This is a genomic window from Streptomyces sp. Z423-1 (assembly GCF_013009255.1).
Lineage (GTDB): Bacteria > Actinomycetota > Actinomycetes > Streptomycetales > Streptomycetaceae > Streptomyces > Streptomyces gossypiisoli.
Genome location: NZ_CP053109.1, coordinates 8,960,274 through 8,985,240, shown reverse-complemented (window position 1 = coordinate 8,985,240; position 24,967 = coordinate 8,960,274). Strand labels below are relative to the sequence as shown.

Below are 24,967 nucleotides of genomic sequence, written 5' to 3'. Positions count from 1 at the left end.
GGTCTACGACGAGCGCGACGAGCGCGTGGCCCGGATCAGCCAGAGGGTCGCCGCCAGGCACAGCGCGGACACTCCGCTCAGCAGCAACGGCACGGCACGCGTCCCCGACCACTCGATGGCCTTGCCGAGCGCCGGACCGGCCACGACGCCACCGGCCACGGACGCGGCGATGACCGTCGCCCCGGCTCGACGGGCCTGTGGGACCGCCCGGTTGAGCCACGGCAGCCCGGTCGGGAAGATCGGCGCGATGAACAGGCCGACGCCCGCGTACGCGTAGGGTGCGAGGCCCGGCACCGTGGCCAGCAGCAGACAGCCGGTCATGCCCGCGCAGGAGACGGTGATGATGGCCTGGGCGGAGAAGCGCAGGGCGATCGGCACGACCAAAAAACGGCCGACCGTCATCATCAGCCAGTACACGGAGGTGGCGGTCGCCGCGAACCCGGCGCCGTACCCCACGCTCTCCAGATGGGTCGGCTCCCAGCCGCCGACGCCGGCCTCGATACCGACGTGCAGGACGTACAGCGCGACGAACACCGCGAGCACGGATCCGAGACTCCGGCCGAGCACACCGGACTCCCCCGCCGCATCGCCGGGCTTCGGCGACCGGTCGCGTACGCCCCTCAGGCACAGCAGCAACGGCAGGGTGACCAGCGCGAAGCCGAGGAAGACCGCCGGGTAGTGATCGGCGCCGATCACACCGACGACGGCCGGGCCGAGCATCGCGCCCACGCCGAAGTGGGCGTTGAGGACGTTGAGCATGGCCGTCGAGCGGTGCCCGAAGCCGATGGCGAAGAGCTGGTTGAGCCCGTAGTCGAGGCCGCCGAACCCGAGCCCGGCGAGCAGCGCCATGGCCAGCGCCGACGGCCAGTCGGGCGCCAGCGCGAAGCCCGCCGCGCCGACGGCCATCAGCAGATACGAGCAGCCCAGGAGCCGCCGGTTGCCGATCCGCCCGTACAGCCGGTCGAAGAGCAGCACCCCGGCGAAACCGCCGGCGAAATGGGCGCTCAACCCCATCCCGGCGGCCGACGGGGACAGCCCGAACTCCCTCCGGAACGCGGGGATCGCGGGCCCGTAAAGCGCCTGGAGCGCCCCGATGAGTACGAAACCCACGCAGGAGGCGACCACGGCGACCGGGCTGAAGGCGGGGGTGTCCGGGGTGGTGCGGGTGGCTGCGACGGGGGGTCCGGTCGTTGGCTCGGTCACGCAAGTGAGTGTTACCGGTAACATCACGCGCGTCAAGGCACTTTGCGCGGTGCCGTGAAAGGACTCCCCCAGACCTGTCCTCTGTCCGTCAGGCCTGCTCGATCAGACTCGTTCGCTCAGGTGGTCCAGGTGGTCCAGGTGGTCCAGGCGGTCCAGGCGGGCGAGGTGGGACGGGGACAGGTCGAGGTCGGCCGCGGCGACGTTCTCTTCGAGGTGGTCGATGCGGGCGGTGCCGGGGATGGGGCAGATCACCGGGGAGTGGGCGAGCAGCCAGGCGAGGGCCACCTGGGTCGGTGTGGCGCCGAGTTCCTCCGCGACGGCGGCGATCTCCGCGTGCGCGCCGGACGTGCCGTGCGCGACCGGCCGCCAGGGCAGGAAGGCGATGCCCGCCGCCGCGCAGGCCCGGAGCACCGGCTCGTGCTCCCGGTCGAGCAGGCTGTACCGGTTCTGCACGCTCACGACGTCGACGACGGCGCGCGCCTGGTCGAGCTGGTCGACCGTGACCTCGGAGAGACCGATCCGGCCGACCTTGCCCTCGGTCTGCAACTCCCGCAGCGTGCCGAGCTGTTCGGCCGGTGGGGTCTCCGGGTCGATACGGTGCAGCTGGAGCAGTTCGAGCCGCTCGACGCGCAGTCGCCGCAGGGCCTGGTCCACCTGGTCGCGCAGGACGGCCGGGCGTCCGTCGAGGCGCCAGTCGCCGTCGGGGCCGGTGCGGGCGACGCCGACCTTGGTGGTGATCAGCAGGTCGGCCGGGTAGGGGTGGAGCGCTTCGGCGAGGAGTTCCTCGTTGGCGCCGCCGCCGTAGAGGTGGGCGGTGTCGATCAGGGTGATGCCCAGTTCGACCGCCCGGCGGGCGACGGCGAGGCCGGTCTGCCGCTCGGGGGCCGGGTCGGTCGGCAGCCGCATCGCTCCGAAGCCCAGCCGTCCCACGGCCAGGTCCCCGCCGATGTGAAACACGTCCGCTGTCATGCGCCGCCCACTCCCCCTCGTCCAAGCGCGCACGGTACCAACCCGGTTGTGGCCGCAGTGCCCCGAACGGGCCAGTGCGCGCGGCGGCGCAGCCGTCGAGGGGTACGGATGGCGCAGCAGCCCAGCACCGAGGAGGCGAACGTGCAGCCCCCGAACCAGCCATCCGGCCCCGAGCAGACGCCGTACGGGACCGCAGCCGATCCGGCCCCGGTCGCCGCACGTCGTGGCGTCTGACGGCATGGCCCCCGAACCGGCACCCGAACCTGACGCGGCTTCGGCGGCTTCGGATTCTTCTGGGGCTTCTGGGGCTTCGGCATCTTCGCGGGCTTCGGCATCTTCGGCGGCTTCGGCGTCTTCGCGGGCTTCGGGGTCTTCGCGGGCTTCGGAGGCTTCGGCATCGTCCCCTTCGTCCGAGCCGGACCTTCGGCGCATCCTGCTGAGCCGCGGCTATCTACGTCTGCTGCTGATCAGCGCGGTGCTCGGCGTTCCGGTCTGCGTCGCCTGCTTCTTCTTCGTCGCCGCACAGCACGAACTCCAGCACTGGGTGTGGAACGCGCTGCCCGAGGCGGCCGGGTACGACCGTCCGCCGTGGTGGTGGCCGTTGCCCGCGCTGCTGCTCGCGGGGCTGATCCTTGGGCCGATCGTGACCCGGATGCCGGGCGGGGGCGGGCACATCCCGGTGCACGGATTCGGCGGCGGTCCGCCGATCGGTCCGCGCGCGGTGCCCGGCGTGGTGCTGGCGGCGCTCACGACGCTTCCGCTCGGTGTGGTCCTCGGCCCGGAGGCACCGCTGATGGCCGTCGGCAGCGGACTCGCCCTGCTCACCCTGCGCTGGGCGGGGCCGGTCACGGATCCCAGGATGACGGCGGTGTGCGCCACCGCGGGTTCCACGGCGGGGATCTCCACGATCCTGGGCGGGCCGGTGGTGGCCGCCGTACTGGTGATCGAGGCGGCCGGGTTCGGCGGCGCCCGGCTGGTGGCCGTACTGCTGCCCTGCCTGGTCGCGAGTGCGGCGGGTGCGCTGGTCTTCACCGGTTTCGGCCGCTGGACCGGCCTGGAGATCGGTGCGCTCTCCCTGCCCACCGTGCCGGCGGACGTCAACCCGGACGCGGGCGACTTCCTGTGGGGCCTCCCGGCGGCGGCGCTGGTCGCCCTGGTCGTCGCGGTGGCGCGCGGACTCGGTTACCGGACCCTGCGCTGGACCGGGCGGCACACCGCCGGGCGCACCGTCGTCTGCGCCACCGCGGTCGGCGTGTTTCTGGCCGCGTATGCCCTGATCACCGGCCGCTCGCCCGAGGAGGCGGCCCTGTCCGGCCAGGCCGCGCTCGGTCAGCTGGCCGCGCATCCGCAGGACTGGTCCGTGGCCGCCCTCGTCGTGCTCGTGCTGTGCAAGGGGCTGGCCTGGGGCATCGCGTTGGGCAGCCTGCGCGGCGGTCCGGTCTTCCCGGCGGTGCTGCTGGGCGCCGCCACGGCCCTGGCCTGCGCCGGGCTGCCGGGGCTGGGTGCGACCCCGGCCCTGGCGCTCGGCATGGCGGCCGCGGCGGCCGCCATCACGGGCCTGCCACTGTCCAGCGCGGTCCTCACCGTCCTGCTGATGGGCGACGACGCGTACAACCAGATGCCGCTGATCATCGCCGCGGCGGTCGTGTCCTTCGTCGTCACCCACCTCGTGCGCGGACGCGAGTCGCCACGGAAGGACAACGGCACGTCATAAAGAATGCCCGTTATGTCACACCCGGGGACTCTGGTCCTGATCATGGCCGTCGCCGTGCTCGCTCCGCTGCTCGCCTACGGTCTGGGCCGCTGGATCCGCGTTCCCCTGGTCATCTTCGAGATCGTGCTCGGCGTCCTCATCGGGCCCGACGTGCTCGGCTGGGTCCATGAGGAGCGGGTGATCGACACGCTCGCGGACCTCGGTCTGTGCATGCTGATCTTTCTGGCGGGCTATGAGGTCCAGTTCGCGACGGTACGCGGTGACACGCTGCGGCGCTCGGTGTGGGCCTGGGTGGTCTCGCTGGCGCTGGGGCTCGGCCTGGCGTTCGCCGTCAGCGGCGCCGACGTCGACAAGAGCTTCGTCATCGGTACCGCACTGACCAGCACCGCGCTCGGCACGATCCTGCCGATCCTGCGCGACAGCGGCGATCTGCGCGGCCGGTTCGGCACGGTGGTGATGGCGTTCGGGGCGGTCGGCGAGTTCGGCCCCGTCATCGCCATGGCGCTGCTGCTCAGCGGACGTGGGCCCGGTGAGTCCGCGGTGCTGCTCGTGGCGTTCGCCGCCGTCACGGCCGCCGCGGTGTTCTGGGCGCTGCGGCCACGGCCGCCGTGGTTTTCGCGCGTCATCTCGGCGACCCTGCACAGCAGCGGGCAGTTCGCGGTCCGCTTCGTGATGCTGCTGCTGACCGCGATGCTCGCTCTGGCGTACGTGTTCGGGCTGGACAGCCTGCTCGGGGCCTTCGCGGCGGGGATGCTCACCCGGCTGGTCCTGCAAGGCGCGGCGCCCGGCAACGGCGAGGAGATCCTCGGGAGGATCGAGGCGATGGGGTTCGGCTTCCTGGTACCGCTCTTCTTCGTCGTCACCGGTGTCGAGTTCGACCTCGCCTCGCTGCTGGACGGCGGGCGGGCGCTGGCACTGCTGCCGGTCTTCCTGCTGCTCTTCCTCGTCGTGCGCGGGCTGCCGGTGTATCTGCTCGCGCCGCGCGACCAGGGGCGGAGTGAGCGGGCCGCGCTGTCGTTGTACGCGTCGACGTGCCTGCCCCTCGTTGTCGCCATCACCACCATCGGGCTGGAGGAGCGGGTCGTGGGGGCGGGCGAGGCGGCGGCGCTCGTCGGGGCGGCGATGATCTCCGTCCTGGTCTTTCCGCTGCTGGCGCTCCGGTTGCGCACGGCGCGTGGCGAGGCGCGGATGCCGGAAGGAGCTTCGCCGGGTTTCGAGAGCTGGTGACGGCGGTGGCGCCCCGCGGGGAGCGGAGTGCGGGGCGCCATCTCGTTGTGCCGTGTGGTCAGTCGGCCTGCGGCTCGGTGGTGGTGACCGCTTCCCTCCCGCGGGCGCGCCGGTGGACGTACCAGCCGGTTGCCGTGAGCAGCGCGGCGAGGGCGGTCGCGGTGCCGACCGTCGCGCCGGTGGAGGCGAGGCTGCCGCCGCCGGAGGTGGTGGTCGTGCCGGTGCCGCCGGTGCTGCTGCCGGTGCCCGTCCCGCCGGTCGTACCGCCACCGGACGTCCCACCGCTGGACGCTCCGCCGCCGGAGCCGTTGCCGCCCGTGCCGCCGGTGTCGTCGTCGGTGTCCACCGGGTCCTGGCCGACGAAGCCGACCGGGACCTTGACGTCCTGGGAGCGGTCGCCGGACAGGGTGTGGTCGGCGCGGGTGGCGAGCACGCACTTGGCCTTGAAGCAGTCGGTGAACTCGTCCTTCGCGTCGACGGTCAGCTCCACCTCGAAGGTGCCACCCGCGCCGTACGGGATCGCCAGGTCGGCGCCGTAGTCCGGCGGGTTGGAGGAGATCCACGCCGAGGAGTGGGAGGTGCCGGTCATGTCGACACCGCCGATGCACGGCGTGGGCAGTTCGCCTGCGCCGTTGTCGACGCACAGGGCGACGTAGATGCCCTTGTCGACGTTGTATCCGGAGCCGGTGACTGTGAGGGTCTGGTCCTCGGTGGCCAGGTTGTTCACCGGGGTGACGGTGAGCTTCTGGCCCTCGGGGCCGGTGACGGTCTTGGAGCCGGACGGCTCGGTGTTCTCGTCGTCGCCGCCGTCACCCCCGTCGTCGCCGCCGTCGTCGGGCTCCGTGACCGTCAGGGTGATGGGTGTCGTACGCGTCGTGCCGACCGGGTTGGTGAACTCCGCGCGGTACTCGTAGCCGTCGTGCGAGGCCTTCGCCGTGAAGGAGTACGCGTTCTGTGTCGCCCCCTCGATCGTGGACCAGGTCTGGCCACCGTCGGCGCTGACCTGCCAGCGCACGGTCGGCTCCGGAGTGCCCTCGGCCGCCGCCACGAACGTGACCTCGTCGCCGGGGCTGACGGACTGGTCGGTGGGGGTCTGGGTGACCTTGGGGGACATGCGGAGGTCGACCTTGACGACCTTGCTCTCCGCCTGGTGGGTGAGGTAGACGGAGGTGGCGCCGGGGGCGACGGCGACCCCCGCGTAGGCGCCCGCGCGGCTGCCGGGCAGCTCGACCGGAGCGGCCGCCTGCTCGAAGGTCGCGCTGTCGAACACCTGCAGGGAGCCGTTGTTGTCGGCGCCGTTGTCGGCGTTGCCGTAGTCCTCGCGAAGGACGAAGGCCCGCCCCGAGGTCTTGTCGAAGGCCATCGCCGTGGGACGGTCCCGGCCCGTCAGGGTGGTCAGGAGCTCGGCGTCCTTGTCGAAGACGAGCACGGAGTCCCCGACGCTCACCCAGACGTTGCCGGTCGCCGGGTCCGGCTCGACGAAGAAGACGGATCCGTCGGGGAGCTGGGCGGTGGCGGTGACCGTGAAGGAAGCCGTGTCGACCCGGCGCAGCACCGGCTGCCCCTCGGCGGTGCCGACGGACCAGGCGGCGCCGTGGGCGGTGTCCACGCCGAGTTCGTTGCCGCCCTCCAGGTTCACAGTGCGCTTGGTGGTGCCGGTGGCGGTCTCGATTTCCGAGAGGCTCGCGCCCTGGGCGACGAAGACGGTGGAGGCCTCGGTGCCCGGACCGACGCCGGTGACCGTGGAGCCGGTGAGCCAGACGCCCCGCGCGGCCGTGTCGCCGTCCTTGGCGGTGCCTATGCCGCGCAGCGGGTAGTGGAAGGCGACGCCGTCGCCGGGCAGCGGTGCGGCGATCCAGCGGACCACGCGGGCGGCCGGTGCGCCGGTGGATCCCGGGGCCTGCGCGACATGGCTGAGGAGCTTGCCGTCGGAGGCGTCGAGGACGTACAGGCCCTGCTCGGCGACGTCCGCGGTGTCGGGGATGTTCTCCGAACCGACGTACAGCTTTCCCGAGTCGGGGTGCAGCAGGAGGTCCAGGGGGCGGCCGGCGGTGGTGAACTCGGCCGCCTTCACATAGCTGACGGTGCCCGCGGGGACGTCCACGCCGTCACCGTCGCCGTCACCGGGATGCTGGCCCTCGAAGGCGACGGGGATGCGGACGTCCTGGGAGCGGTCACCGGCGGCGCGGTGATCCACGCGGGTGACGACGGAGCAGGCGACCTGGGTGCAGTCGAGGCCGCCGTCCTCGGCCTCGACCTCGATCTCGACGTCGAAGGTGCCGCCCTCGCCGTAGGTCTCGGTGAGTTCGCCCTCGTTGGGGTCGCCCTCGGGCACGATCCACTTCGAGGCGCCGCTGCCTCCGGTCTGGTCGGCGCCGCCGAGGCAGGGGGTGGGGATGCGGTTGTCGCCGTTGTCCTTGCACAGGGCGACGTAGATGCCCTTGGTCTCGTCGTAGCCCTCGCCGGTGATGCGCAGCGTCTCGCCGTCCGGGTCGAGGTTCGCGGAGGCGGAGACCGTGAGCTTCTGGCCGTCCTTGCCGAGGGCGGTCTTCGGCGTGTCGGCGGCCTGCGCCGGGGAGCCGGCCGTCATGGCCGTCGCACCGGCGGCCACCAGGGCGGCGGCGCCGAGCAGCGCGGCGGGGCGTCTGAGCCGGGGTCTGGCCGGTCCGTCCGGCCGGTCGCGGTCCGTCGTGTCGTCAGTCATGGGAATTCCTCGCGTGTGGGGCGTGATCGGCACCCCCGGGGACGCCGAGCGCCGGGCCCTTGGAGGTGGGCCCGGCCGGTGGCGGTTACTGGAAGGTGATGGGGACGTGGACGTCGTACTCGCGGTCGCCGCTGTCGAAGTGGTCGGCGCGGGTGACCACGGCGCAGGTGACGTCCTCGCCGCAGACGCTGCCGTCGTCGAGGGTGGCCTGGACGTAGATCTGGACGCTGAAGGTGCCGCCGGTGCCGAAATTGGAGCTGTTGGCGAACATGCCGCCGAAGATGTTGTGCACCCAGTGCGAGGCACCGGTCGAGCCGTTCTCGTCCTGGCCGCCCAGGCACGGCGTCGGCTTGTTCACGCCGGGGGCGCCGTCGACCACGCACAGGCCGACGTAGACGCCCTGGCCGGTGTTGTAGCCGGAGCCGGAGACGGTGATGACCTGACCGGCGGCCGCGGCCGTGTCGGGGCTGGTCAACGACAGGTTGTAGGTGGTGCCGCCGTCGACGACGGTCCGGGTGGCGGTGGCGGCGGAGGCCGAGGTGGCCAGGCCCAGGGTGAGGGCGGCGGAGGCGGCGACGGCGAGACCGGCACGGGCGGTGTTACGGGCGGAGGGAACAGATCTCATGGGGTGCGAGCACCTTTCTCGATGCGGCAGCTAACTTAGGTAAGGCAAACCTAAGTAGACGCTCCAGTCTTCTGTCAATGGGGAAGCAAAGGTTCCCCAACTCCACGCCTTTCCAAGGGATTTGGGCATGCCGATGAGCGGGCCGCAGGTCGGCCCGCTCCTGTCCGGGACAAGTCCGGTAACACGCCGGTCAGTCCGCGCTCCGCACCCCGAACCGGACGACGGCGCTGCCGTGTTCGCCGGTCACGGTGTACAGCTCGGCGATGTGCTCGCCCTCGGCGGCGCCCGCGTACACGGGGAAGGTCCGGGCGACCCGGCCCTGCTCGTCGGCGACCACCTGGTACCGGGTGTCGCCGTCGATCGCGACGAGGACCACCGCGCCGGGCGCGAAGCCCTCACCGGTGACCTCCTGTTCACCACCGGCGGTCAGGACCGGGTGCGCCACAGCCGCAGTGGGCCCTTCGTCCGGGGCGGCGGGCGCAGCGGTGGCCGCCGGGGAAAGCTGCGGCGCGGGGGTCTGCGCCGGGCTCTCCGGCCGCTCGGGCGACGGCGAGGCCCCGCCGCCCGTACCCACCGTCAGGTCCAGCAGGCCCAAGGCGTCCCCCGCCGCGAACTCCCGCCCGCTCCAGGCGGCCAGCAGCCGGGCGCCCTCGTCCGTGAGGGCGGCCCGCAGGCCGGTCCACGTCACCCCGCCGTCGCGTACGGCCGGTGCTGTGCCGCCCGACTCCACGTCCGCCAGGGCGACTTCACGTTTCTCGCCGTCGAGCTCCGTACGGGCGTACAGCGCGCCGCCCCCGTCGGCCAGCCGCAGCCGCAGGGCGCCGAGGAGCAACTGGTCGGCGGGCTCCGCCGATCGCGCGAGCCTGGCAGTGCCGCCGAACTCGACGTCCGCGTCGCCGGATTCGGGATTAGTGCCACCGCCGGTGGCCGGGAACCAGGTCCGGTTCGCGGACCCCTGGGTTCCCTCGCCTGCGGTCAGGGACACACCATGATCCGTGAGCGCGGTGGCGGTCGTCGCCCAGCTCGCGTAGCCGCCGGACACCTCACGCGGGAACGCCTCCCCGTCCTGTGCGGCCGCCACGCCCGGACCCAGCAGCCCGAGCAGGGCGGCGCCCGCCCGCATGTCCCGTGCGCCGCCGGCGCGCCCAGAACCACGTGCCGGTCCCGGCGGCGACCAGCCCGGCGGCGGTGAGCCCGAGCGGCACCGCGAGGTCCGAGCCAGTGCCGGCCAACGGGCCGCCCGAAGACTTGCTGTCGGCGCCGGTGTCCTGCACGCCACCGCCGGTCGTGGCTGACGCGCTCGGTGTGGCCGACGGCGAGTCATCGGCCGTCGCGCCCCCGCCGCTTCCGCCGAACGTGACCGGAATCCGTACCGTCTGGCTCTGGTCACCGCCCCGCGTGTGGTCGTTGCGTGTGATGACCGCACAAGTGATGCCGGACTTGGTGCAGTCGGTGTTCGCGTCCTTCGCCCGCACCTTGATCTCCACGGAGAACGAGCCCTTGTGCCCGCTGCCGTCGTACGGCTTGGCGAGTCCCTCCCCGTACGACGGCGGATTGGAGGCGACCCACACGGATGCCCCGGACTCGCCGGACATGTCCACTCCGCCCACGCAGGGCGTGGGGGTCTTGCCGGGGCCGTTGTCCACGCAGAAGGCGACGTAGATGCCCTTCTCGGTGTTGTAGCCGGAGCCGGACACGGTCACCGTCTCGCCCGCCGGATCGAGGCCGGACGCCTTGGAGACGGTGAGTTTCTGCCCCTCGGGACCGGTGGCCGGCGTCCCCGCGGCGACCGCCGGAGACGTCGTCGTCAGCGCCAGCGCGAGCGATGCGGCGGCCACACCGAACCGCCCGACTCGCTTGACGCGCAGGTCACTTACCCATGTCATGCACACCCCCACCACGCGATAACTTAGGGGAGGCTAACCTAAACTATCGCTCATGAGAGCCCGCCTACAGGAAAGGCCGATTCCATGCCCACTTCCGCGAGACTCCGTCAGCGCCGGTGGCACGGGCGGGGCGTCGCCGTCGTCGCCCTGGCCCTTGCGCTGCTGACCTCGGCCTGTGGAGGCGGCTCCGGTTCCACGGCGGCGGACGCGTCACCGGCCTCGGCGAGTGAGCGTGCCGTGGCGGCGCAGAAGCAGCTCGCGAAGAACTCCCTCGTGCCGCTCCAAGGTGAGCCGCCGGAACCGGAGTTGCCCGTCACGGTCGACTCGTCCGACGGACGCGAGGTCACCGTCGAGGACGCCTCCCGGATTCTGCCGCTCAACGGCGGTGTGGCGGAGATCGTCTTCACCCTCGGGCTGGGCGACCGGGTCGTGGGCCGCGACATCACGGCGACGTTCGAGGAGGCGAAGGATCTCCCCCTGGTCACCAAGGCGCACGACGTGAGCGCGGAGAGCGTGCTGTCCCTGCGCCCCACCGTCGTCCTCGCCGACACGGACACCGGGCCCAGCGAGGCGATCGGCCAGATCCGCGACGCCGGTGTCCCGGTCGTCGTACTCGATCCGGCCACCGAACTGGCCGACGTCTCGACCCGCACCACCCGTGTCGCCGAGGCTCTCGGCGTCCCCGATGCGGGCAAGGCCCTCAACTCCCGTATCGACAAGGACCTCGCCGCGGCCCGCGCGGCGGTCCCCGAGGGCAGCCGTCCGAAGGTGGCCTTCCTCTACATGCGCGGCAGTGCGGCGGTGTACCTCATGGGTGGCAAGGGCTCCGGGGCCGACTCGCTGATCGACGCCGCGGGCGCGGTGGACGCGGGCGTCGAGTCCGGCCTGGACAAGCCGTTCACCCCGCTGACCAGCGAGGCCCTCATCAAGGCCCAGCCGGATGTGATCCTGATGATGAGCAAGGGCCTGGAGTCGGTCGGCGGCATCGACGGCCTGCTCGACGTACCGGGCATCCGTGAGACACCGGCCGGCCAGAACCGCCGCGTCGTCACCCTCGAAGACGGCGTCCTGCTCAGCTTCGGCCCGCGCACTCCCCTGGTCATCGACATCCTGGTGGACCGGGTGCACCAGGCGTGAGTGCAGCAGCAGGCCCTCGTCCGGCTCGGCGTCCTCGGCGTGCCGCGGATGTGTGGTGGTCCGCCGTACGCAGCAGGGTGCGCACCGGCTCCACCTCGCCTCCGGCGCGACGCCCCGGGCCAGCCGGCGCGTCCACGCGTACCGGCCAGTCGCCGCCCGCCCGTACGGGGTACGGCTGCCCCAGGGCTCGGCGATCCGGTCCACGCGCCGTCCCATCGCTTTCCCTCACCGTCCCGGCCGAACCCCCCGAAGGGGCGCGAGGAACTGCGCGACCGGCCACGATGGTGCCGCAGGCGATCGACGGCACATCACGGCACTGCCGGCGGAGCGCTCAGCGCGCCGCCGCCCGCTCCTCCAGCCGCCGCAGCGCCAGTTCGCACCAGCGCAGGTTCTCCTGCTCGAAGGACATCCCGCGCAGCAGCGTGAGACAGGGCCCGATCCGCTCGGCCTGCGCGAAGTACTCGTCCTCCGTGCGCCCGCCCAGCATCCGCTCCCGCAACCGCTCATAGCGGGCCAGCTTTGCGGTGGCCCACTCCTTGCGCTCGCCGATCGCCGCCCGCACGGCCTCCATGTCGCCGACGTCGGCGCACTGGACCTTGACCATCAGCTCGTCCCGGATCGCGGTCGGCCGGGCGGGCGGTTCGGCGACGTAGGCCCGTACGGCCGCGAGGCCGGCCTCGGTGAGGGAGAACAGCCGCTTGTTGGGCCGCCGCTCCTGCTCGACGACGCGGGCGGCGACGAGACCCTCGCGCTCCATGCGCTCCAGCTCCCGGTAGAGCTGCTGAGGAGTGGCCATCCAGAAGTTGGCGACGGAGGCGTCGAACCCCTTCGCGAGGTCGTACCCGGACGCCTCGCCCTCCAGCAGTGCGGCCATCACCGCGTTACGCAATGCCATCACGCCACGTTAGCACCGCGTTGACTAGTCAACGAGTTGACCACCAAACCCTGGACAAGCCGGACGCCCACCCCTAGCCTCACTGTCACCTACTCAATTCGTTGACTATCCGAGTGCCCGAGGTGAGCCAGATGCACCCCTTCCGCCAGGCGGTCGAACACAAGAACATCGACGCCGTGGAGGCCCTGCTGGCCGACGACGTCGTCTTCACCAGCCCCGTCGTCTTCAAGCCGTACACCGGCAAGGCCATCACGACCGCGATCCTGCGCGCCGTCAGCGAGGTCTTCCAGGACTTCTCCTACGAGCGGGAGATCGGCGCCCCCGACGCCCGCGACCACGCCCTCATCTTCACCGCGACGGTCGCCGGAAAGCAGCTCCAGGGCTGCGACTTCCTGCGCATGAACGAGGACGGGAAGATCGCGGAACTGATGGTCATGGTCCGCCCGCTGTCGGCCGCCAAGGCCCTGGCGGAGGAGATGGGAGCCCGCTTCGACGCCATCGCACGGGAGGCGGCCGGGACCTGACCCACCGTCCGGACGCCGCTGTTCGTGATCAGCTTCCGGCTTCAGGACTGGTACGGCTGCTGCTGCGGTTGCCCGTACGGCTGACCGCCCGGCCCGCCCGCAGCCTGGGCCTGCAGTTGCTCCGCCTGCTCCTTGGTCACCCTCTGTTCCGCACCGCAGAACGTGCACTGGGTCGTGTACTTCGTCGAGAACGGGAACAGCGGCACGAAGAACAGCGTGAACTTCGTGACGCGCTTCTTGAGCGTGTGGGCGGCGGGATTGCCGCAGTGGCCGCACACCAGCGTCAGTATCGCGAGCTGGTACAGGTATCCCTTGGTGCCGAAGATGATCATACGGACGTTCCTTCCGGGGTGGCGTCCGCCGGCGGAGGGCCGGCGAGCGGCGCAGGGCGCTCACGGGACACAGCCTCGTACACACCGACGCACTGGGCCAAATGGCATCGCACCCATGGCAGGACGGGGCGCAACCGCCAGTGCAGCGTTCACCACGCACAGCGACTCGCCCAGGTCCCCTGCTGTGAACCCGCTCTGCCCGGGTACTCGCTGCACTGTTCCGAGATCCGCACGGCGGGCCAACGGCCTGCCGCACACGATCGCCAAGGAGGTCGGACATGAGCACGGTCAAGGAAGCAGTGGAGGTCGAGGTCCCCCTGCACACCGCCTACAACCAGTGGACCCAGTTCGAGGAGTTCCCCAACTTCATGGAGGGCGTCGAGGAGGTCAGGCAGCTCGACGACCGCCACAACCACTGGACCACCAAGATCGGCGGAGTACGCCGGGAGTTCGACACCGAGATCGTCGACCAGCTCCCCGACGAGCGGATCACCTGGCGCACCACCTCGGGTGAGACCCAGCAGAAGGGCACTGTCCGCTTCCAGCGCCTGGACGACACGCACACCCGCGTGGAACTGGTCATGGACGTCGAACCCACGGGCGTCGCGGAGAAGGCCGCGGACATGACGCGGACCATCGACCGGCGCGTCAAGGGAGACATGCACCGCTTCAAGGACTACATCGAGCGGCGCGGAGGCGAAACCGGAGGCTGGCGAGGGCGCATCAAGCCCGGGCCGTCCTGACGCCGACCGGCGCAGCCCCCGAGAGCCGTGCCCCTCGGCACGAGCATCCTCGGGGGTTGCGCCTGCCCCGAGCCATGACAGTGCGTGATCCCCGGGTGCAACCTTTCGGCCATCCCGGTTGTCCTGGTAGGTATCACCGACATGCACACCTTGGGGGATGCAATGGCGCGAAAAAGGACAGTGAAGGGGCCGGTGTGGGTAGCGCTCACGCTCATCGGCGCCACGTCGGCAGTGGCGGCCGCTCCGGCCCAAGCCACCTCCACCCAGGCCGCCTCGGCCCGCACCTCGGTCGCCACCGCGCCGGCCACGGCGTGTCCGACCGGCTGGGGCAGCACGGCCAAGACCCGTACCGCCACCACGACAGCGCCGGTCACGAACATCAGGACCGGCCGCCAGGCCTGCTACGACCGGATGGTCGTCGACGTCCCCGGCGCGGGCACCAGTGGGCTCGGCTACTCGGTCAGGTACGTCGACCAGCTCCACCAGGACGGATCAGGCCGCCCCATTCCGGTCGGCGGCGGAGCCGTCCTTGAGGTACGGGTGACCGCACCCGCCTACGACCCCGAAACCGGCGCGCCGACATACCCCGCGCGGGCGGGCAGCCCGCTGCCGGGCGTCGACCTCACGGGATACCGCACCTTCCGGGACGCACGCTTCGCAGGCAGCTTCGAGGGCGAGACGCAGATCGGACTCGGAGTGCGGGCCCGGCTGCCCTTCCGGGTACTGGTGCTGACGGACCGCGTCGTGGTGGACGTGGCGCACAACTGGAACGGGACCCGCTGAGGACCGACGGATCGCCGGACCCGTCCCTCAACACGAACGAAGCTCGCCCGACTCCACCAGCCGGGCGAGCTTCGCCGGCGCCATGCGCGTCCCCGTCTCGTTGTCCGCGGCGGGCACGGCGTCGGGGATCCCCTCGTGCACCACGAGGACGTCCGTGCCGCCGTCCGCGTCGGTCAGCCCCCTCCCCCACGTGACGCGTGCGGCGACCTGCACCCCGCGGACAAGCACCGCCTGACGGCCTCCGTGCCGCATCGGCTGCCTGCCCGTACCGCCTTGCTCTCAACGCGATAACGTCGATCCGCCCCCGCCCCGCAGCGCATCGCGCGTGTGCCATACTCTGCGGCGTTCTGCATGGTCCAACTCGGGGGATCTTCGTTGAAGCTGCGGTGTGCGCGGTCCGTCATGGGCACGCGGGTGACGTGCTGGGGCCGTACCGGATGAGCGGTATAGCGCTCGCCGCGCCGTATCTCGACACCGACGCCGACCAGCTGTCGTTCGCCCTCGGTCATCCCCCGCACACCGCGCTGGCCGTGCGGGACCTGACTGTCGGGGGACTCGACGTGCAGCTCAGGCTCCTGGGCGCCTCCCATCAGGTCTTCGCGGGGCCGGTCCGGGAGACCGTGGCCTGTCTGCCCGGCGTCGAGGGAGGCCTGCCGGACTCGGCGGAGCGCGAGGTCGACGGCTGGCACTACCGCTTCGGCGCCGGCGTCCGGCGTTTCCCCGCAGGCGAGTTCAGCACGCGGGTGGCGGTGATCCGCGATCGAGCGGAGGCACATCCCCGGGCGCTGTACGGCATCTTCCCCGGCTCCCCGGAAGCAGTCACCGCACTGACCGTCGAGTGGCGCGACACAGGACCGAGCTGGCGCACCTGGCACACGTATCCGCAGAGCCGCACGATCGTGGCGACGCACACCCGGCTGGAGGTCCGTTGAAGACCGCCCGACGCATCAGCGTCCTGTTCCTCGCCACGGCAGCGCTCGCCGCCTGCTCCGGTGGCTCCGGCGACAACGCCGTACCGTCGAGCTGGATCCGCAAGGAATACCGTGCCGGCGGCGGGGGCTACGTCGACAGGACCGACCCGGTGTCCACGGTCGCGGACGAGATCGACAAGCACACCTCGGCTCAGGACCGCACCAGCAGCAGCTCCATGGTCTTCCTCCGCTACCGGGACGACATCGTCGCGATCAGCCCCTACCAGGGCGGCAGCCGGATCGAGATCGACGACTACCGCAACGGCTACCGCCGTTGGAAGCCGCACCTGAGCTCGGTGTGGCCGGATCCCGACAGCGACTCGTTCCGTGGCGGCGGCCCCGGCTCCGGCAAGTGACCCACCGCAACACACCACAGCCACCGCAGTACACCTATCCGAAGTCCTCGAAAGGCACCCCGTGGCAGAGATCTTCGAGTCCGCAGGCACTGCCCTGCTCTACGGCCTGGTCGGCTTCGTGGTGATGGCGGTCGGGTTCATCGCCCTCGACCTCGTCACCCCCGGCAAGCTGGTCCATGTGGTGTGGACGGAGCGCAACCGGGGCGCGGCCGTCCTCCTCGCCGGCCAGACGGTCGCGATCGGCCTCGTCATCGACCAGTCCATCCGGGCCAGCGAGTCCGAACAGGGCCTGGGGTACGGCCTGTTCAGCACCCTGCTGTACGGCCTGGCCGGGGTCGTCGTGATGACCCTGATCGCCTGCGTCATCGGGCTGCTGACCCCCGGCCGCCTCGGCCACGCCGTCCTCGACGACCAGGACGGCCGTCCCCACCCCGCCGCCTGGGTCCAGGCGGCCATCTACATCGGTACGGCCTTCATGGTCGGCGCTGCGGTTTCCTGAGCCTCCCGCCGTGAGTACCACCGCCCTGGATCGCACCGATCCGGCCGTCGCACCGCCGCCCGCGAGGTACTCGCGGGCGGCGCGTTTCCTGCTCCTGCTCGCGGTGTTCGTCTGTGCGGCCTGCGGTCTGGTCTACGAGCTGGCGTTGACCGCGCTGGGCAGTTACCTCATCGGCAACTCCGTGACGCAGACCTCCGTGGTCATCTCCGTCATGGTCTTCGCCATGGGCATCGGTTCCCTGGCCGCGAAGCCGCTGCAGCGGCGCGCGGTCGGGGCCTTCGCCCTGCTGGAGGGGGCGCTGGCACTCGTCGGCGGTCTGTCGGTGCTCGTCCTGTACATCACGTTCGCCTGGCTGCGGATCTATATGCCGGCCATGGTGGCGATGTCGTTCGTCGTCGGCCTCCTCATCGGGGCGGAAATTCCACTGCTGATGACGCTGCTGCAGCGGATCAGGCGGCAGGAGGCGGGCAGCGCGGTCGCCGACATGTTCGCCGCGGACTACGTCGGGGCGCTGGTCGGCGGGCTGTGCTTTCCGCTGCTGCTCCTGCCTACCTTCGGGCAGCTCAAGGGCGCGCTGGTGGTGGGCGCGGTCAATGCCGTGGCCGGTGTCTTCGTCGTTCTGTGGATCTTCCGCCGGGAGACGCGGCGTGCCGTGCGCGTGGCGCTCCTGGCCGGTTCCGCCGTCGTACTCGCCGTTCTCGGCACGGTCTATGTCCTGGCCGACGACATCGAGGTGACGGCACGTCAGAAGCTGTACCGGGACCCGATCATCCACGCCGAGACGACGCCGTACCAGGACATCGTCGTCACCCGGTCCACCGCGTTCACGGGCACTGCCGACACGCGGCTGTTCCTCAACGGGGACCTGCAGTTCTCGTCCGTCGACGAGTACCGCTACCACGAGGCCCTGGTGCATCCGGCGCTGTCGGGGAAGCGTTCCTCCGTCCTGATCCTGGGCGGCGGGGACGGGCTGGCCCTGCGGGAGGTGCTGCGCTACGACGACGTCGACAAGGTCACGCTGGTGGATCTCGACCCGGCGATGACACGGCTCGCCCGGACCTTCGGGCCGTTGGCCGACCTCAACGACGACGCGTTCGACGACCCCCGGGTCAACGTCGTCCACGCCGACGCCTTCAACTGGCTGCGGGACGCGGGCCGGCGCCATGACGCGGTCGTCATCGACTTTCCGGACCCGGACACCGCCGCGCTGGCCAAGCTCTACAGCGTCGAGTTCTACCATCTGCTCCGGCACGTCCTGAACCCGGAGAGCCGGGTCGTGGTGCAGGGCGGGTCTCCGTTCTTCGCCCCCAAGTCGTACTGGTCCATCGCCACCACGATCGAGCAGGCCGGTTACCGCACCACCGAGTACCAGGTGGATGTCCCCAGCTTCGGCAACTGGGGGTACGTCCTCGCCGCCCCCGGCGCCGACGGCCCGCCGCCGGCACTGCGCCTGGGCGAGGATGCCCCACCGCTGCGCTTCCTGGACGACGCCGTACTCGAGGCCGCGTCCGTCTTCCCGGTCGACCGCCGCCCCCAGAACGTCCGGGCGAGCACCCTGATGGATCCGGCGGTACTCGAATACACGCGGCACGAGTGGCAGAACTACTGATCCGCAGGGCGATCGCCCAGGCCAGAACCTGTCCGGGCCCGGCCCGGGCATGCCGAACCAGGCCTGACCGGCGCCGAGTTGGCCCGCCGCCTCAATGACGTGCGGGAGCTGCACCTCACCGACGCCGGGTGGGAGGCGTTGCGTGCGGCCGACGCCGTGATCGTCGACATCGAGCGGCAGATCACGGATGAGCTCGGTCCGAAGGAGACCGCACTGCTACGGGCCCTGCTCGACCGGGTGGCCGACACGGTGCGCGACACTTGAGCAACGGACGTCATCACCTCGTGTGTACGGCTGACTTCGCACGCCCGAGTTCATGGGCTTCGGCGAGGAGCAGGTAGGCCGCGGCGGTCCAGGTGTAGGCGCGGTCGCGCAGGCCCGCGCCGGTGAGGGCGTCGAAGTTCTCGGCGAAGCCATGGGTTTCGCACAGGGCGCGGAACCGGGCGCCGATGTCGTCGGCGAGGCGGTGGTGTCCGCTGCGGCGCAGGCCGTCCTCGATGAGGATCGTGGCGGGCGCCCAGATGGGTCCGCGCCAGTACCCGTCGGGCCGGTAGTGCGAGGAGGTCGGCAGTTCGGTGGCCAGGCCGTGCACGGTGAGATGCGCCTCGATCCGGATGGCGAGGGTCTTTGCGACCTCGTCGGGCAGGTGCTCGCCGAGGACGATGGGCATGAGGTCGAGGAGGCTTGCGCTGGTCCAGGTGTCCCCGGTGTCGGCCCCCCGGGCGACAAACGCCTCCCCCGTCCACAGCTGGTCGAGCATCGCCGCCTGAGTTGTCTCAGCGGTACGCCGCCAGGACCGAGCCTCGTCATCGAGGCCCAACTCCGCTGCGAGACAGGAGAGTTCGTGCAGTTGGAGAACGAGGAACGCGGCCAGGTCGGCGGTGACCACCACCCGTTCGGGGTCGAACGTGGTGGCGTTGTCCCAGCCGCTGTCGTTGCCGTGCTGGTAGTGCGGCAGGGCGCTTCCGGGAGCGCGCCGGGCAGTGAGCCAGAAGTCCGTCCAGGTGCTCAGCCTCCGGTATGTCTCGGTGAGTTCCGCCCGTCCGAGCGGGACGGCGAGCCGTCGGCGCAGGTGACCCAGGGTCCAGCCGTGGATGGGTGGCTTGACGAAGTTGTAGAGGACCTCGGAGTGGGTGACCGAGTCGGGAAGGGCGCCCGTCTCGTCCTGGTGGTCGAAGGGGAGCGCGAACTGGTCCCAGGCCAGGTCCGGAACTCCCGGTGCCAGGGCCAGGGCGTTGAAGCAGTGGTCCCAGCTCCAGACCTTGTCCATCCAGTGCTTGGACATGAGCACCGCGGGGCGGGTGACGAGTCCGGTGGCGTCGACCGTGGCCGACCACACCACGTACGCGGCGATCTCGGCGGCCGGTGTGGCGGGTGAACGCCAGGGCGCCACGGCGTCGCAGAAGTCGCTGAAGGCACGCCCGGCCGCCGCGACGACCTCGTGGAACGCTGCTGAGGGCGTGTAGGGGCGGCGGGCACTGTCGAGTTCCTCGACGGCGATCTCCCAGACTCCGCCGGGTTCCGCGGTGACGGCGACACCGCGGTCGGCGGTGCCCAGAGCCTGGCTGCCGGACTCCTCGCCGACCGCGCCCGCCAGCAGGGTGGTGCGGTAGCGGCGTCCCGTCTCGTACGAGGTGAAGACGTGCGCGCCGTCCACGGGGTCGCGGAAGAAGTAGGTGCCCGTGAAGGGCGTGAGACGCTGCGCGGCGGAGGCGACCCGCAGCCCGATCCCTTCGCCGCGCAAGCGGATGGTGTGCGGCGTTTCGTAGGCGAGGTCGATGCGTCCGCGCTCGCCGATCCAGCTGAGCATGCCGGGGGTCGTCTCGACGCAGGTGTCGGCGCGGCCGCCCGTGGTGCTGTCGAGGGGGACGAAGCGCAGAACGGGGTGCATGCCGTTCTGATGGGAGACCAGGTGCAGGTCTTCTGCATACGACTGCTGGGCCAGCACCGGAGAGATGTCGAACCAGGATCCCCGCGTGCTGAAGGGGACATCGTGGATGGAGAAGGCCGGGCCGGTTCGGGCGGCGGTCATGAACGGATACTCGTTTCTTTCGTGGCGGTGACCGACGGTACGTGGGGGCGCTGGGGACAACGCTCAGTCCTTCACGGCTCCGGCGGTCACGCCGGCGGCGACGTAGCGCTGGGCGAGGACGAGGATGACGGCGGCGGGCACCGAGGCCACGACGGCGGTGGCCATGATGGCGTTCCACTGCTGGTTGTTGTTGCCGATGTAGTGGTAGATGCCGAGGGTGATGGGCTCGTGGGCGCCGCCGTTCGCGAGGGTGCTGGCGAAGATGAAGTCGGACCACGACCACAGGAAGGCGAACAGCGACACCGTGACGACGGCGTTGCGGCTCATGGGCAGGACGATGGACCAGAAGGTGCGCAGGGTCCCGGCGCCGTCCGTCTTGGCGGCTTGCAGCAGTTCGCTCGGGATGCCGGACATGAACGCGGTGAAGATCAGCACGGCGAAGGGGACGGCCAGCGTGGAGTCGGCGACGATGAGGCCGGGCACGGACTGCAGCAGCCCGAGGCTGAGGTAGATGGCGTAGAAGCCCATCGCCATGATGATGCCGGGGATCATCTGGGCCACCAGGAAGAGGAAGCTGAGCACACCGCCGCCGCGCGGACGCAGCTTCGCCAGTGCGTAGCCGGCCGGTGCGGCCAGCGCCACGGTCAGCGCGACCGTGCCCAGTCCGATGACCAGGCTGGTGGCGAGGTAGGGAAGCTGCTCGCCGAGGACGGCACGGTAGCCCTCCAGAGTGCCGTGCACGGGGAAGAGGTCCGGCGGGCTCTTGCGCATGTCCTGGTCGCGGGTGAAGGACACGTTCAGCATCCAGTAGACCGGGAAGAGCATGATCGCCGTCAGCGCCACTCCGAGGGCGGTCTTCCACCCCGTACGGCCGCGCGGGTTGAGGGAGCTCATGACAGTGCCTGCTTTCGCTGGACCCTCAGGTACACCAGCCCGAAGACCAGGGCGGCGACGACGAGCAGGTTGCCGACGGCCGCACCGGGTCCGAAGGCGGGCAGCAGGCTGCCGAAGCCGAGCTGGTAGGACCAGGTGGCGAAGGTGGTGGAGGAATCCGCCGGACCGCCCTTGGTCATGATCCAGATGATGTCGAAGACCTTGAGCGTGTAGACCAGGCCCAGCAGCAGCGTGATCGCGGACACCGGGCGCAACAGCGGGAACGTGATGCGCCAGAACCGCTGCCAGGCGCTCGCGCCGTCGAGAGCGGCCGCCTCGTAGAGGGTCGGAGGGATGGACTGCAGGCCGCTGTAGAGCACGACCAGGTTGAAGGGCACGCCGATCCAGATGTTCGCGACGATCACCGAGGTCAGCGACCACGACGGCGAGGTCAGCCAGTTCACCGGCCCGATACCGACGGCGTGCAACGCGGCATTGACGACACCGGAGTCGCTGTTGAGCATCCACGACCAGGTGGAGGCCGACACGATCAGCGGCAGCAGCCAGGGCACCAGGAACAGGGCCCGCAGGGTCGCCGACAGCCGGAAGTGCTGGTTGAAGAAGACCGCGAGGGCCAGGCCGATGGCGTACTGGAAGACCAGGCACACGGCGGTGAAGACCACGGTGTGGGTGAGCGCCGGGCCGAAGGCCGGGTCACGGAAGACGGTCAGGTAGTTCTGCAGGCCGGTGAACGGGGCGTCGCCCTGGACGAAGGAGCGGACGGTGTAGTTGCGCAGGCTCAGGTCGACGTTGCGGTAGAGCGGATAGGCGTAGAAGAGGACGAGGTAGAGGGTGACGGGCGTGAGGAAGGCCCAGGCGGCCCACTGCGGGGAGGTGGGACGGAGCCGTGGCCCGCTGCGGGCCGGAGGTGGCGCGGCGGTGGCCGCCCCGGTCCGGTCGCGCACGGGCCGACGGTCCGTCAGGTACGTCGTGCGGTTCATCAACGGCCCCGGTCTCTGCGCTACTCGACGGCGTCCTGAGCAGCGCCGAGCGCGTCCTTGGGCGACTGCGATCCGCTGAGGGCGCTCTGGACGGCCTTCCACATCTGCTCGGAGATCTTGGGGTACTTGGTGCCGAGGTCGTCGCTGGTGCGTCCCTTGGCCGCCTTGACGGCCTGGACCCAGGGCTCCAACTTGGCGTCGGCCGCCACCTGCTTGTCCTGCACCTCGCTGGTGGGCGCGACGTAGGACAGGGTGGTGTCGGTGTCGTACAGGTTCTCGGTGCTGGTCAGGCAGGAGACCAGCTGCTGCGAGGTGGCGTAGCGGCCGGTGTCGCCCTGGACGGGGATGGAGACGAACTCGCCGCCGGTCGGGGCCGCGGCGTTGCCCCCGTCGGCGCCGGGGATGGGCAGGACGCCGTAGTCGAAGCCGGCCTTCTTCGCGTTGGCCAGCTGCCAGGTGCCGTTCTCGGCGAAGGCGTAGTCGCCGCTCGCGAACTCCTGCCAGCTGGTGGTCTGGGTGTTGTTGATGACCGAGTTGGGGGCGTAGCCCTTCTTCAGCCAGTCGGTCCACAGGGACAGCGCCGACACGCCCTCGGCGGAGTCGAGTTCACTGAGCTTCGCGCCCGCCCCCCAGAACCAGGGCAGGAACTGGAAGCTGCCCTCCTCCGTACCGATCGCCGAGAACGTGATGCCCTTCTTGCCGGCCGCCTTCACCTTGGCCAGCGCCGCCGTCAGCGACGTCCAGTCCTTGACCGAGGCGATGTCCACCCCCGCGTCCTTGAGGACGTCCTTGTTGTAGTAGAGGGCGAGGGTGTTCGCGCCGATCGGCGTTCCGTACGTCTTCCCGCCCGACTCTCCGGCGGCCAGCAGGTTGGGGTCGACCTTCGAGGTGTCCAGCTTGTTGTCCTCGGTGGAGGTGAGGACGCCGGCCTCCGCCAGGGTCGACACCACAGGGTTGTCGACGATGAGCACGTCTGCGGAGTTGCCCTGCTGCGCGGCCAGCAGCGCCTTGTTCGTCAGGTCGCTGGTGTCGAACGCGGTCCGCTTGATCTGCACGCCCGCCCTGCTGCCGCAGTCGTCCAGCAGCTTCGCCCACGCCGAGTCCTTGGCGAACTGCGGGTACGGGTCCCAGACGGTGTAGGTACCAGGGTCCCCGCCCTGCGCGGACGTTGTGGTCCCCCCGCCGGAGGAGCAGGCGGTGGCGCCGGTGGCGACAGCGACGACGGTTACGGCTGCGGCGGTGATGCGCCGCCTGGTGGATCTCTTCATGGCGTGTTCCTTGGTGGTGTCGTGCGCGGGCATACCGACGGAGCCGCCCGCGGGGGGATCGGAGGAGCGCGGCCGGTGGAGGGGGAGCTGAGACGAGGACGGGGTTGGATCAGGCGGTGGATTCGGGTCCGGCGATCGTTTTCGGGCCCGGTGATGGTTTCGGGTCCGGTGATGGTTTTGGGTCCGGCAGTGGCTTCGGCGTCCGGCGACGGTTTCGGATCCGGCGGTGGCTTCGCATCAGCGGTGGCTTCAGATCGGGCGACGGTTTCGGGTCCAGCGATGGCTTCGGCGTCCGGCGACGGTTTCGGATCAGGCGGTGGCTTCGGGTCCGCCTTGTGGAGAGGGCGCGGCGGGGCCGGTACTGGCGCGGAGCGAGATCGGCGGCGCGAGCAGGTGGTGGCGAGGCGGCGCCTCGGGGTGGTCGAGGCGCTCGACGAGGAGTTCGACGGCGAGGCGTCCCATCCGCTCCGCCGGCACATCGGCCGCGGTCAGCTGAGGGGTCACCGTCTCCGCCCACCGTCCGGCCACGACACCGGTGACGGAGAAGTCGCGCGGCACATGGCGGCCCGATGCGGCCAGACCCCGGTAAATCCCGCCCAGCGCCGCTTCGTTCAGGGTGACCAGTGCGGTGGTGGCCGGGTCGTCGTGCAGGATCTGTTCCAGACACGCCTGGCCCGACGGGGCGTCGTCCCCGCAGCAGTACGTGCGGACGATCAGCCCACGCTCCGCCGCTGCCTTCGTGAAGCCGTCCAGCCCCCGGTGGGCGGACTCGTATCCCGCGCGCACCATGCGCTCGGGTCTGTTCACGAAGGCGATCCGGCGGTGGCCCAGGTCGGCGAGGTGGTGGACGCACGCCGCCGCCAGCGCGGTGTGATCCAGGCCGACCCACCACTCGTCCTCGGCGTGCGCGGTACGGCCGATGCACACGGCGGGGAAGCCCGCTTGCCGAAGGTGGTCGACGCGGTCGTCCGCAAGCCTGATCTCCATCAGGATCGCGCCGTCGACCCGTCGCTCGCCCAGCAGCCGCTGGAAGGAGCGGTCACTGTCCACGCCGCTCGGGGAGAGCAGTACGTCATAGTCGAAAGCCGCGGCGGCCTCCACCACGCTGCCGATGAAGTCCAGCTGCATGCCGGTGTAGTGGTTTCCGGCGGGCGGGAAGACCAGGCCGATGGTGTTGGTGCGGCCGTTGGCCAGGGCGCGGGCGCTGGCGTTGGGGCGGTAGCCCAGCTCGTCGATGACCCGCTGGATCTTCTGCCGGGTGTCGTCCGAGACCGGGCGCTTGCCGCTCAGCGCGTACGACACGGTGCTCCGCGAGACACCGGCCCGCCGGGCAATCTCACCGATGTTCACGGGACTCCTTCGTCGAACTCGTCGAACCGGTTCCGCCGTTTCCCCGCCCTGGCTGTCGCCGGTCAGGGAGGTCACGGGTGGGCAGGGAGAGGCGTACCGGCTGTCGAACCGGTTCGCGTAGAGGGAAGGTAGGAGCGCGCCGGAGCGCCTGTCAATGCTCCGGACACGCTTCGCGAAACCCGAACGAAACGCGATCCGCACCGCACAGGCACGAAGAGTCGCGGAAGCCACCTGTGTCACGGGTATTGCTGGCCCGTTTCCGGCGG

Annotated in this window: 25 protein-coding genes and 1 pseudogene; 12 read left to right on the top strand and 14 right to left on the bottom strand. The window is 70.9% G+C overall.

Annotated features, from left to right (window positions below; translation table 11 throughout):
* Positions 1–3: 3 nt before the first annotated feature.
* Complete coding sequence (locus HJD23_RS40940) at positions 4–1,125, bottom strand: MFS transporter (RefSeq protein ID WP_240981018.1); 1,122 nt, start codon at positions 1,123–1,125, stop codon at positions 4–6.
* A 180-nt stretch (positions 1,126–1,305) separates the two neighbouring features.
* The gene (locus HJD23_RS40935) at positions 1,306–2,172 is read right to left on the bottom strand and encodes an aldo/keto reductase (protein WP_171113602.1); all 867 of its coding nucleotides are present in this window, start codon (positions 2,170–2,172) and stop codon (positions 1,306–1,308) included.
* 108 nt (positions 2,173–2,280) lie between these two features.
* Here HJD23_RS40935 and HJD23_RS44835 point away from each other — a divergent pair, with 108 nt between their 5' ends.
* The 3 genes from HJD23_RS44835 (at position 2,281) to HJD23_RS40925 (ending at position 5,113) form a co-directional block, all read left to right on the top strand.
* Entirely contained in the window at positions 2,281–2,406 is a 126-nt protein-coding gene (locus tag HJD23_RS44835; RefSeq protein ID WP_260463243.1) for a hypothetical protein, read from the top strand.
* Between the two features lie 241 nt (positions 2,407–2,647).
* Complete coding sequence (locus tag HJD23_RS40930; RefSeq protein ID WP_240980937.1) at positions 2,648–3,886, top strand: chloride channel protein; 1,239 nt, start codon at positions 2,648–2,650, stop codon at positions 3,884–3,886.
* 12 nt (positions 3,887–3,898) lie between these two features.
* The gene (locus tag HJD23_RS40925) at positions 3,899–5,113 is read left to right on the top strand and encodes a cation:proton antiporter (RefSeq protein WP_171113604.1); all 1,215 of its coding nucleotides are present in this window, start codon (positions 3,899–3,901) and stop codon (positions 5,111–5,113) included.
* 58 nt (positions 5,114–5,171) lie between these two features.
* On the opposite strand, the gene HJD23_RS40920 is transcribed toward HJD23_RS40925, so the two are convergent.
* The 4 genes from HJD23_RS40920 to HJD23_RS40905 form a co-directional block, all read right to left on the bottom strand.
* The gene (locus HJD23_RS40920) at positions 5,172–7,817 is read right to left on the bottom strand and encodes an immunoglobulin domain-containing protein (RefSeq protein WP_171113605.1); all 2,646 of its coding nucleotides are present in this window, start codon (positions 7,815–7,817) and stop codon (positions 5,172–5,174) included.
* Between the two features lie 85 nt (positions 7,818–7,902).
* Complete coding sequence (locus HJD23_RS40915; protein WP_171113606.1) at positions 7,903–8,442, bottom strand: hypothetical protein; 540 nt, start codon at positions 8,440–8,442, stop codon at positions 7,903–7,905.
* A 190-nt stretch (positions 8,443–8,632) separates the two neighbouring features.
* On the bottom strand, positions 8,633–9,565 hold the full coding sequence (locus tag HJD23_RS40910) for an HtaA domain-containing protein (RefSeq protein ID WP_171113607.1): 933 nt from the start codon (positions 9,563–9,565) through the stop codon (positions 8,633–8,635).
* Entirely contained in the window at positions 9,486–10,328 is an 843-nt protein-coding gene (locus tag HJD23_RS40905; protein WP_240980936.1) for a hypothetical protein, read from the bottom strand. Before HJD23_RS40905 ends, HJD23_RS40910 begins: the two co-directional genes overlap by 80 nt.
* Positions 10,329–10,412: 84 nt before the next feature.
* On the opposite strand from HJD23_RS40905, the gene HJD23_RS40900 reads away from it, so the two are divergent.
* A complete protein-coding gene (locus HJD23_RS40900; protein WP_171113937.1) occupies positions 10,413–11,465 on the top strand; it encodes an ABC transporter substrate-binding protein in 1,053 nt (350 codons plus the stop codon).
* Between the two features lie 331 nt (positions 11,466–11,796).
* On the opposite strand, the gene HJD23_RS40895 is transcribed toward HJD23_RS40900, so the two are convergent.
* Positions 11,797–12,360 carry a PadR family transcriptional regulator gene (locus HJD23_RS40895; protein ID WP_171113936.1) on the bottom strand — a complete coding sequence of 188 codons (564 nt, stop codon included), beginning with the start codon at positions 12,358–12,360 and terminating at the stop codon, positions 11,797–11,799.
* A gap of 131 nt (positions 12,361–12,491) precedes the next feature.
* Between HJD23_RS40895 and HJD23_RS40890 the strand changes: the two genes are divergently transcribed.
* Positions 12,492–12,884: a nuclear transport factor 2 family protein gene (locus tag HJD23_RS40890; RefSeq protein WP_171113935.1), complete on the top strand. Its 393-nt coding sequence runs from the start codon at positions 12,492–12,494 to the stop codon at positions 12,882–12,884.
* 41 nt (positions 12,885–12,925) lie between these two features.
* Here the strand turns inward: HJD23_RS40890 and HJD23_RS40885 are convergent, their stop codons facing one another.
* Entirely contained in the window at positions 12,926–13,216 is a 291-nt protein-coding gene (locus HJD23_RS40885) for a zinc-ribbon domain-containing protein (protein WP_171113934.1), read from the bottom strand.
* A gap of 278 nt (positions 13,217–13,494) precedes the next feature.
* Here HJD23_RS40885 and HJD23_RS40880 point away from each other — a divergent pair, with 278 nt between their 5' ends.
* A complete protein-coding gene (locus tag HJD23_RS40880; protein ID WP_171113933.1) occupies positions 13,495–13,959 on the top strand; it encodes an SRPBCC family protein in 465 nt (154 codons plus the stop codon).
* Between the two features lie 162 nt (positions 13,960–14,121).
* The gene (locus tag HJD23_RS40875) at positions 14,122–14,742 is read left to right on the top strand and encodes a hypothetical protein (RefSeq protein WP_171113932.1); all 621 of its coding nucleotides are present in this window, start codon (positions 14,122–14,124) and stop codon (positions 14,740–14,742) included.
* A gap of 27 nt (positions 14,743–14,769) precedes the next feature.
* Here the strand turns inward: HJD23_RS40875 and HJD23_RS40870 are convergent.
* A pseudogene (locus HJD23_RS40870) lies at positions 14,770–14,919 on the bottom strand (polyketide cyclase); the annotation flags it as partial.
* Between the two features lie 260 nt (positions 14,920–15,179).
* On the opposite strand from HJD23_RS40870, the gene HJD23_RS40865 reads away from it, so the two are divergent.
* The 5 genes from HJD23_RS40865 to HJD23_RS40845 all read left to right on the top strand — a co-directional run bounded on the left by HJD23_RS40865 (position 15,180) and on the right by HJD23_RS40845 (position 18,441).
* Positions 15,180–15,674: a DUF2617 family protein gene (locus HJD23_RS40865; protein ID WP_171113931.1), complete on the top strand. Its 495-nt coding sequence runs from the start codon at positions 15,180–15,182 to the stop codon at positions 15,672–15,674.
* Positions 15,671–16,069, top strand: coding sequence for a DUF4247 domain-containing protein (locus HJD23_RS40860; RefSeq protein ID WP_171113930.1), 399 nt, complete (start codon positions 15,671–15,673; stop codon positions 16,067–16,069). Before HJD23_RS40865 ends, HJD23_RS40860 begins: the two co-directional genes overlap by 4 nt.
* Positions 16,070–16,130: 61 nt before the next feature.
* Positions 16,131–16,568, top strand: coding sequence for a DUF350 domain-containing protein (locus HJD23_RS40855; RefSeq protein WP_171113929.1), 438 nt, complete (start codon positions 16,131–16,133; stop codon positions 16,566–16,568).
* A gap of 10 nt (positions 16,569–16,578) precedes the next feature.
* On the top strand, positions 16,579–18,177 hold the full coding sequence (locus HJD23_RS40850) for a polyamine aminopropyltransferase (RefSeq protein ID WP_171113928.1): 1,599 nt from the start codon (positions 16,579–16,581) through the stop codon (positions 18,175–18,177).
* Between the two features lie 99 nt (positions 18,178–18,276).
* Positions 18,277–18,441, top strand: a complete 165-nt coding sequence (locus HJD23_RS40845; RefSeq protein WP_180687422.1) for a hypothetical protein — start codon at positions 18,277–18,279, stop codon at positions 18,439–18,441.
* A gap of 13 nt (positions 18,442–18,454) precedes the next feature.
* On the opposite strand, the gene HJD23_RS40840 is transcribed toward HJD23_RS40845, so the two are convergent.
* The 5 genes from HJD23_RS40840 to HJD23_RS40820 all read right to left on the bottom strand — a co-directional run bounded on the left by HJD23_RS40840 (position 18,455) and on the right by HJD23_RS40820 (position 24,701).
* Positions 18,455–20,209, bottom strand: coding sequence for a trehalase family glycosidase (locus HJD23_RS40840; protein WP_171113927.1), 1,755 nt, complete (start codon positions 20,207–20,209; stop codon positions 18,455–18,457).
* Between the two features lie 63 nt (positions 20,210–20,272).
* The gene (locus HJD23_RS40835) at positions 20,273–21,103 is read right to left on the bottom strand and encodes a carbohydrate ABC transporter permease (protein WP_171113926.1); all 831 of its coding nucleotides are present in this window, start codon (positions 21,101–21,103) and stop codon (positions 20,273–20,275) included.
* Positions 21,100–22,083 carry a sugar ABC transporter permease gene (locus HJD23_RS40830; RefSeq protein ID WP_171113925.1) on the bottom strand — a complete coding sequence of 328 codons (984 nt, stop codon included), beginning with the start codon at positions 22,081–22,083 and terminating at the stop codon, positions 21,100–21,102. Before HJD23_RS40830 ends, HJD23_RS40835 begins: the two co-directional genes overlap by 4 nt.
* A gap of 20 nt (positions 22,084–22,103) precedes the next feature.
* On the bottom strand, positions 22,104–23,351 hold the full coding sequence (locus HJD23_RS40825) for a sugar ABC transporter substrate-binding protein (protein ID WP_171113924.1): 1,248 nt from the start codon (positions 23,349–23,351) through the stop codon (positions 22,104–22,106).
* A gap of 309 nt (positions 23,352–23,660) precedes the next feature.
* Positions 23,661–24,701 (bottom strand): LacI family DNA-binding transcriptional regulator, encoded by a 1,041-nt coding sequence (locus HJD23_RS40820; RefSeq protein ID WP_171113923.1) that lies wholly within the window; start codon positions 24,699–24,701, stop codon positions 23,661–23,663.
* Positions 24,702–24,967: the final 266 nt, after the last annotated feature.

Bases quoted from the DNA above. Each gene is read 5' to 3' on its own strand.
- HJD23_RS40885 (WP_171113934.1), bottom strand. From the start codon at position 13,216: ATGATCATCTTCGGCACCAAGGGATACCTGTACCAGCTCGCGATACTG.
- HJD23_RS40915 (WP_171113606.1), bottom strand. From the start codon at position 8,442: ATGAGATCTGTTCCCTCCGCCCGTAACACCGCCCGTGCCGGTCTCGCC.
- HJD23_RS40910 (WP_171113607.1), bottom strand. From the start codon at position 9,565: ATGCGGGCGGGCGCCGCCCTGCTCGGGCTGCTGGGTCCGGGCGTGGCG.
- HJD23_RS44835 (WP_260463243.1), top strand. From the start codon at position 2,281: ATGGCGCAGCAGCCCAGCACCGAGGAGGCGAACGTGCAGCCCCCGAAC.
- HJD23_RS40920 (WP_171113605.1), bottom strand. From the start codon at position 7,817: ATGACTGACGACACGACGGACCGCGACCGGCCGGACGGACCGGCCAGA.
- HJD23_RS40880 (WP_171113933.1), top strand. From the start codon at position 13,495: ATGAGCACGGTCAAGGAAGCAGTGGAGGTCGAGGTCCCCCTGCACACC.
- HJD23_RS40905 (WP_240980936.1), bottom strand. From the start codon at position 10,328: ATGACATGGGTAAGTGACCTGCGCGTCAAGCGAGTCGGGCGGTTCGGT.
- HJD23_RS40890 (WP_171113935.1), top strand. From the start codon at position 12,492: ATGCACCCCTTCCGCCAGGCGGTCGAACACAAGAACATCGACGCCGTG.
- HJD23_RS40830 (WP_171113925.1), bottom strand. From the start codon at position 22,083: ATGAACCGCACGACGTACCTGACGGACCGTCGGCCCGTGCGCGACCGG.
- HJD23_RS40895 (WP_171113936.1), bottom strand. From the start codon at position 12,360: ATGGCATTGCGTAACGCGGTGATGGCCGCACTGCTGGAGGGCGAGGCG.
- HJD23_RS40840 (WP_171113927.1), bottom strand. From the start codon at position 20,209: ATGACCGCCGCCCGAACCGGCCCGGCCTTCTCCATCCACGATGTCCCC.
- HJD23_RS40835 (WP_171113926.1), bottom strand. From the start codon at position 21,103: ATGAGCTCCCTCAACCCGCGCGGCCGTACGGGGTGGAAGACCGCCCTC.
- HJD23_RS40875 (WP_171113932.1), top strand. From the start codon at position 14,122: ATGGCGCGAAAAAGGACAGTGAAGGGGCCGGTGTGGGTAGCGCTCACG.
- HJD23_RS40925 (WP_171113604.1), top strand. From the start codon at position 3,899: ATGTCACACCCGGGGACTCTGGTCCTGATCATGGCCGTCGCCGTGCTC.
- HJD23_RS40900 (WP_171113937.1), top strand. From the start codon at position 10,413: ATGCCCACTTCCGCGAGACTCCGTCAGCGCCGGTGGCACGGGCGGGGC.
- HJD23_RS40935 (WP_171113602.1), bottom strand. From the start codon at position 2,172: ATGACAGCGGACGTGTTTCACATCGGCGGGGACCTGGCCGTGGGACGG.
- HJD23_RS40865 (WP_171113931.1), top strand. From the start codon at position 15,180: ATGAGCGGTATAGCGCTCGCCGCGCCGTATCTCGACACCGACGCCGAC.
- HJD23_RS40825 (WP_171113924.1), bottom strand. From the start codon at position 23,351: ATGAAGAGATCCACCAGGCGGCGCATCACCGCCGCAGCCGTAACCGTC.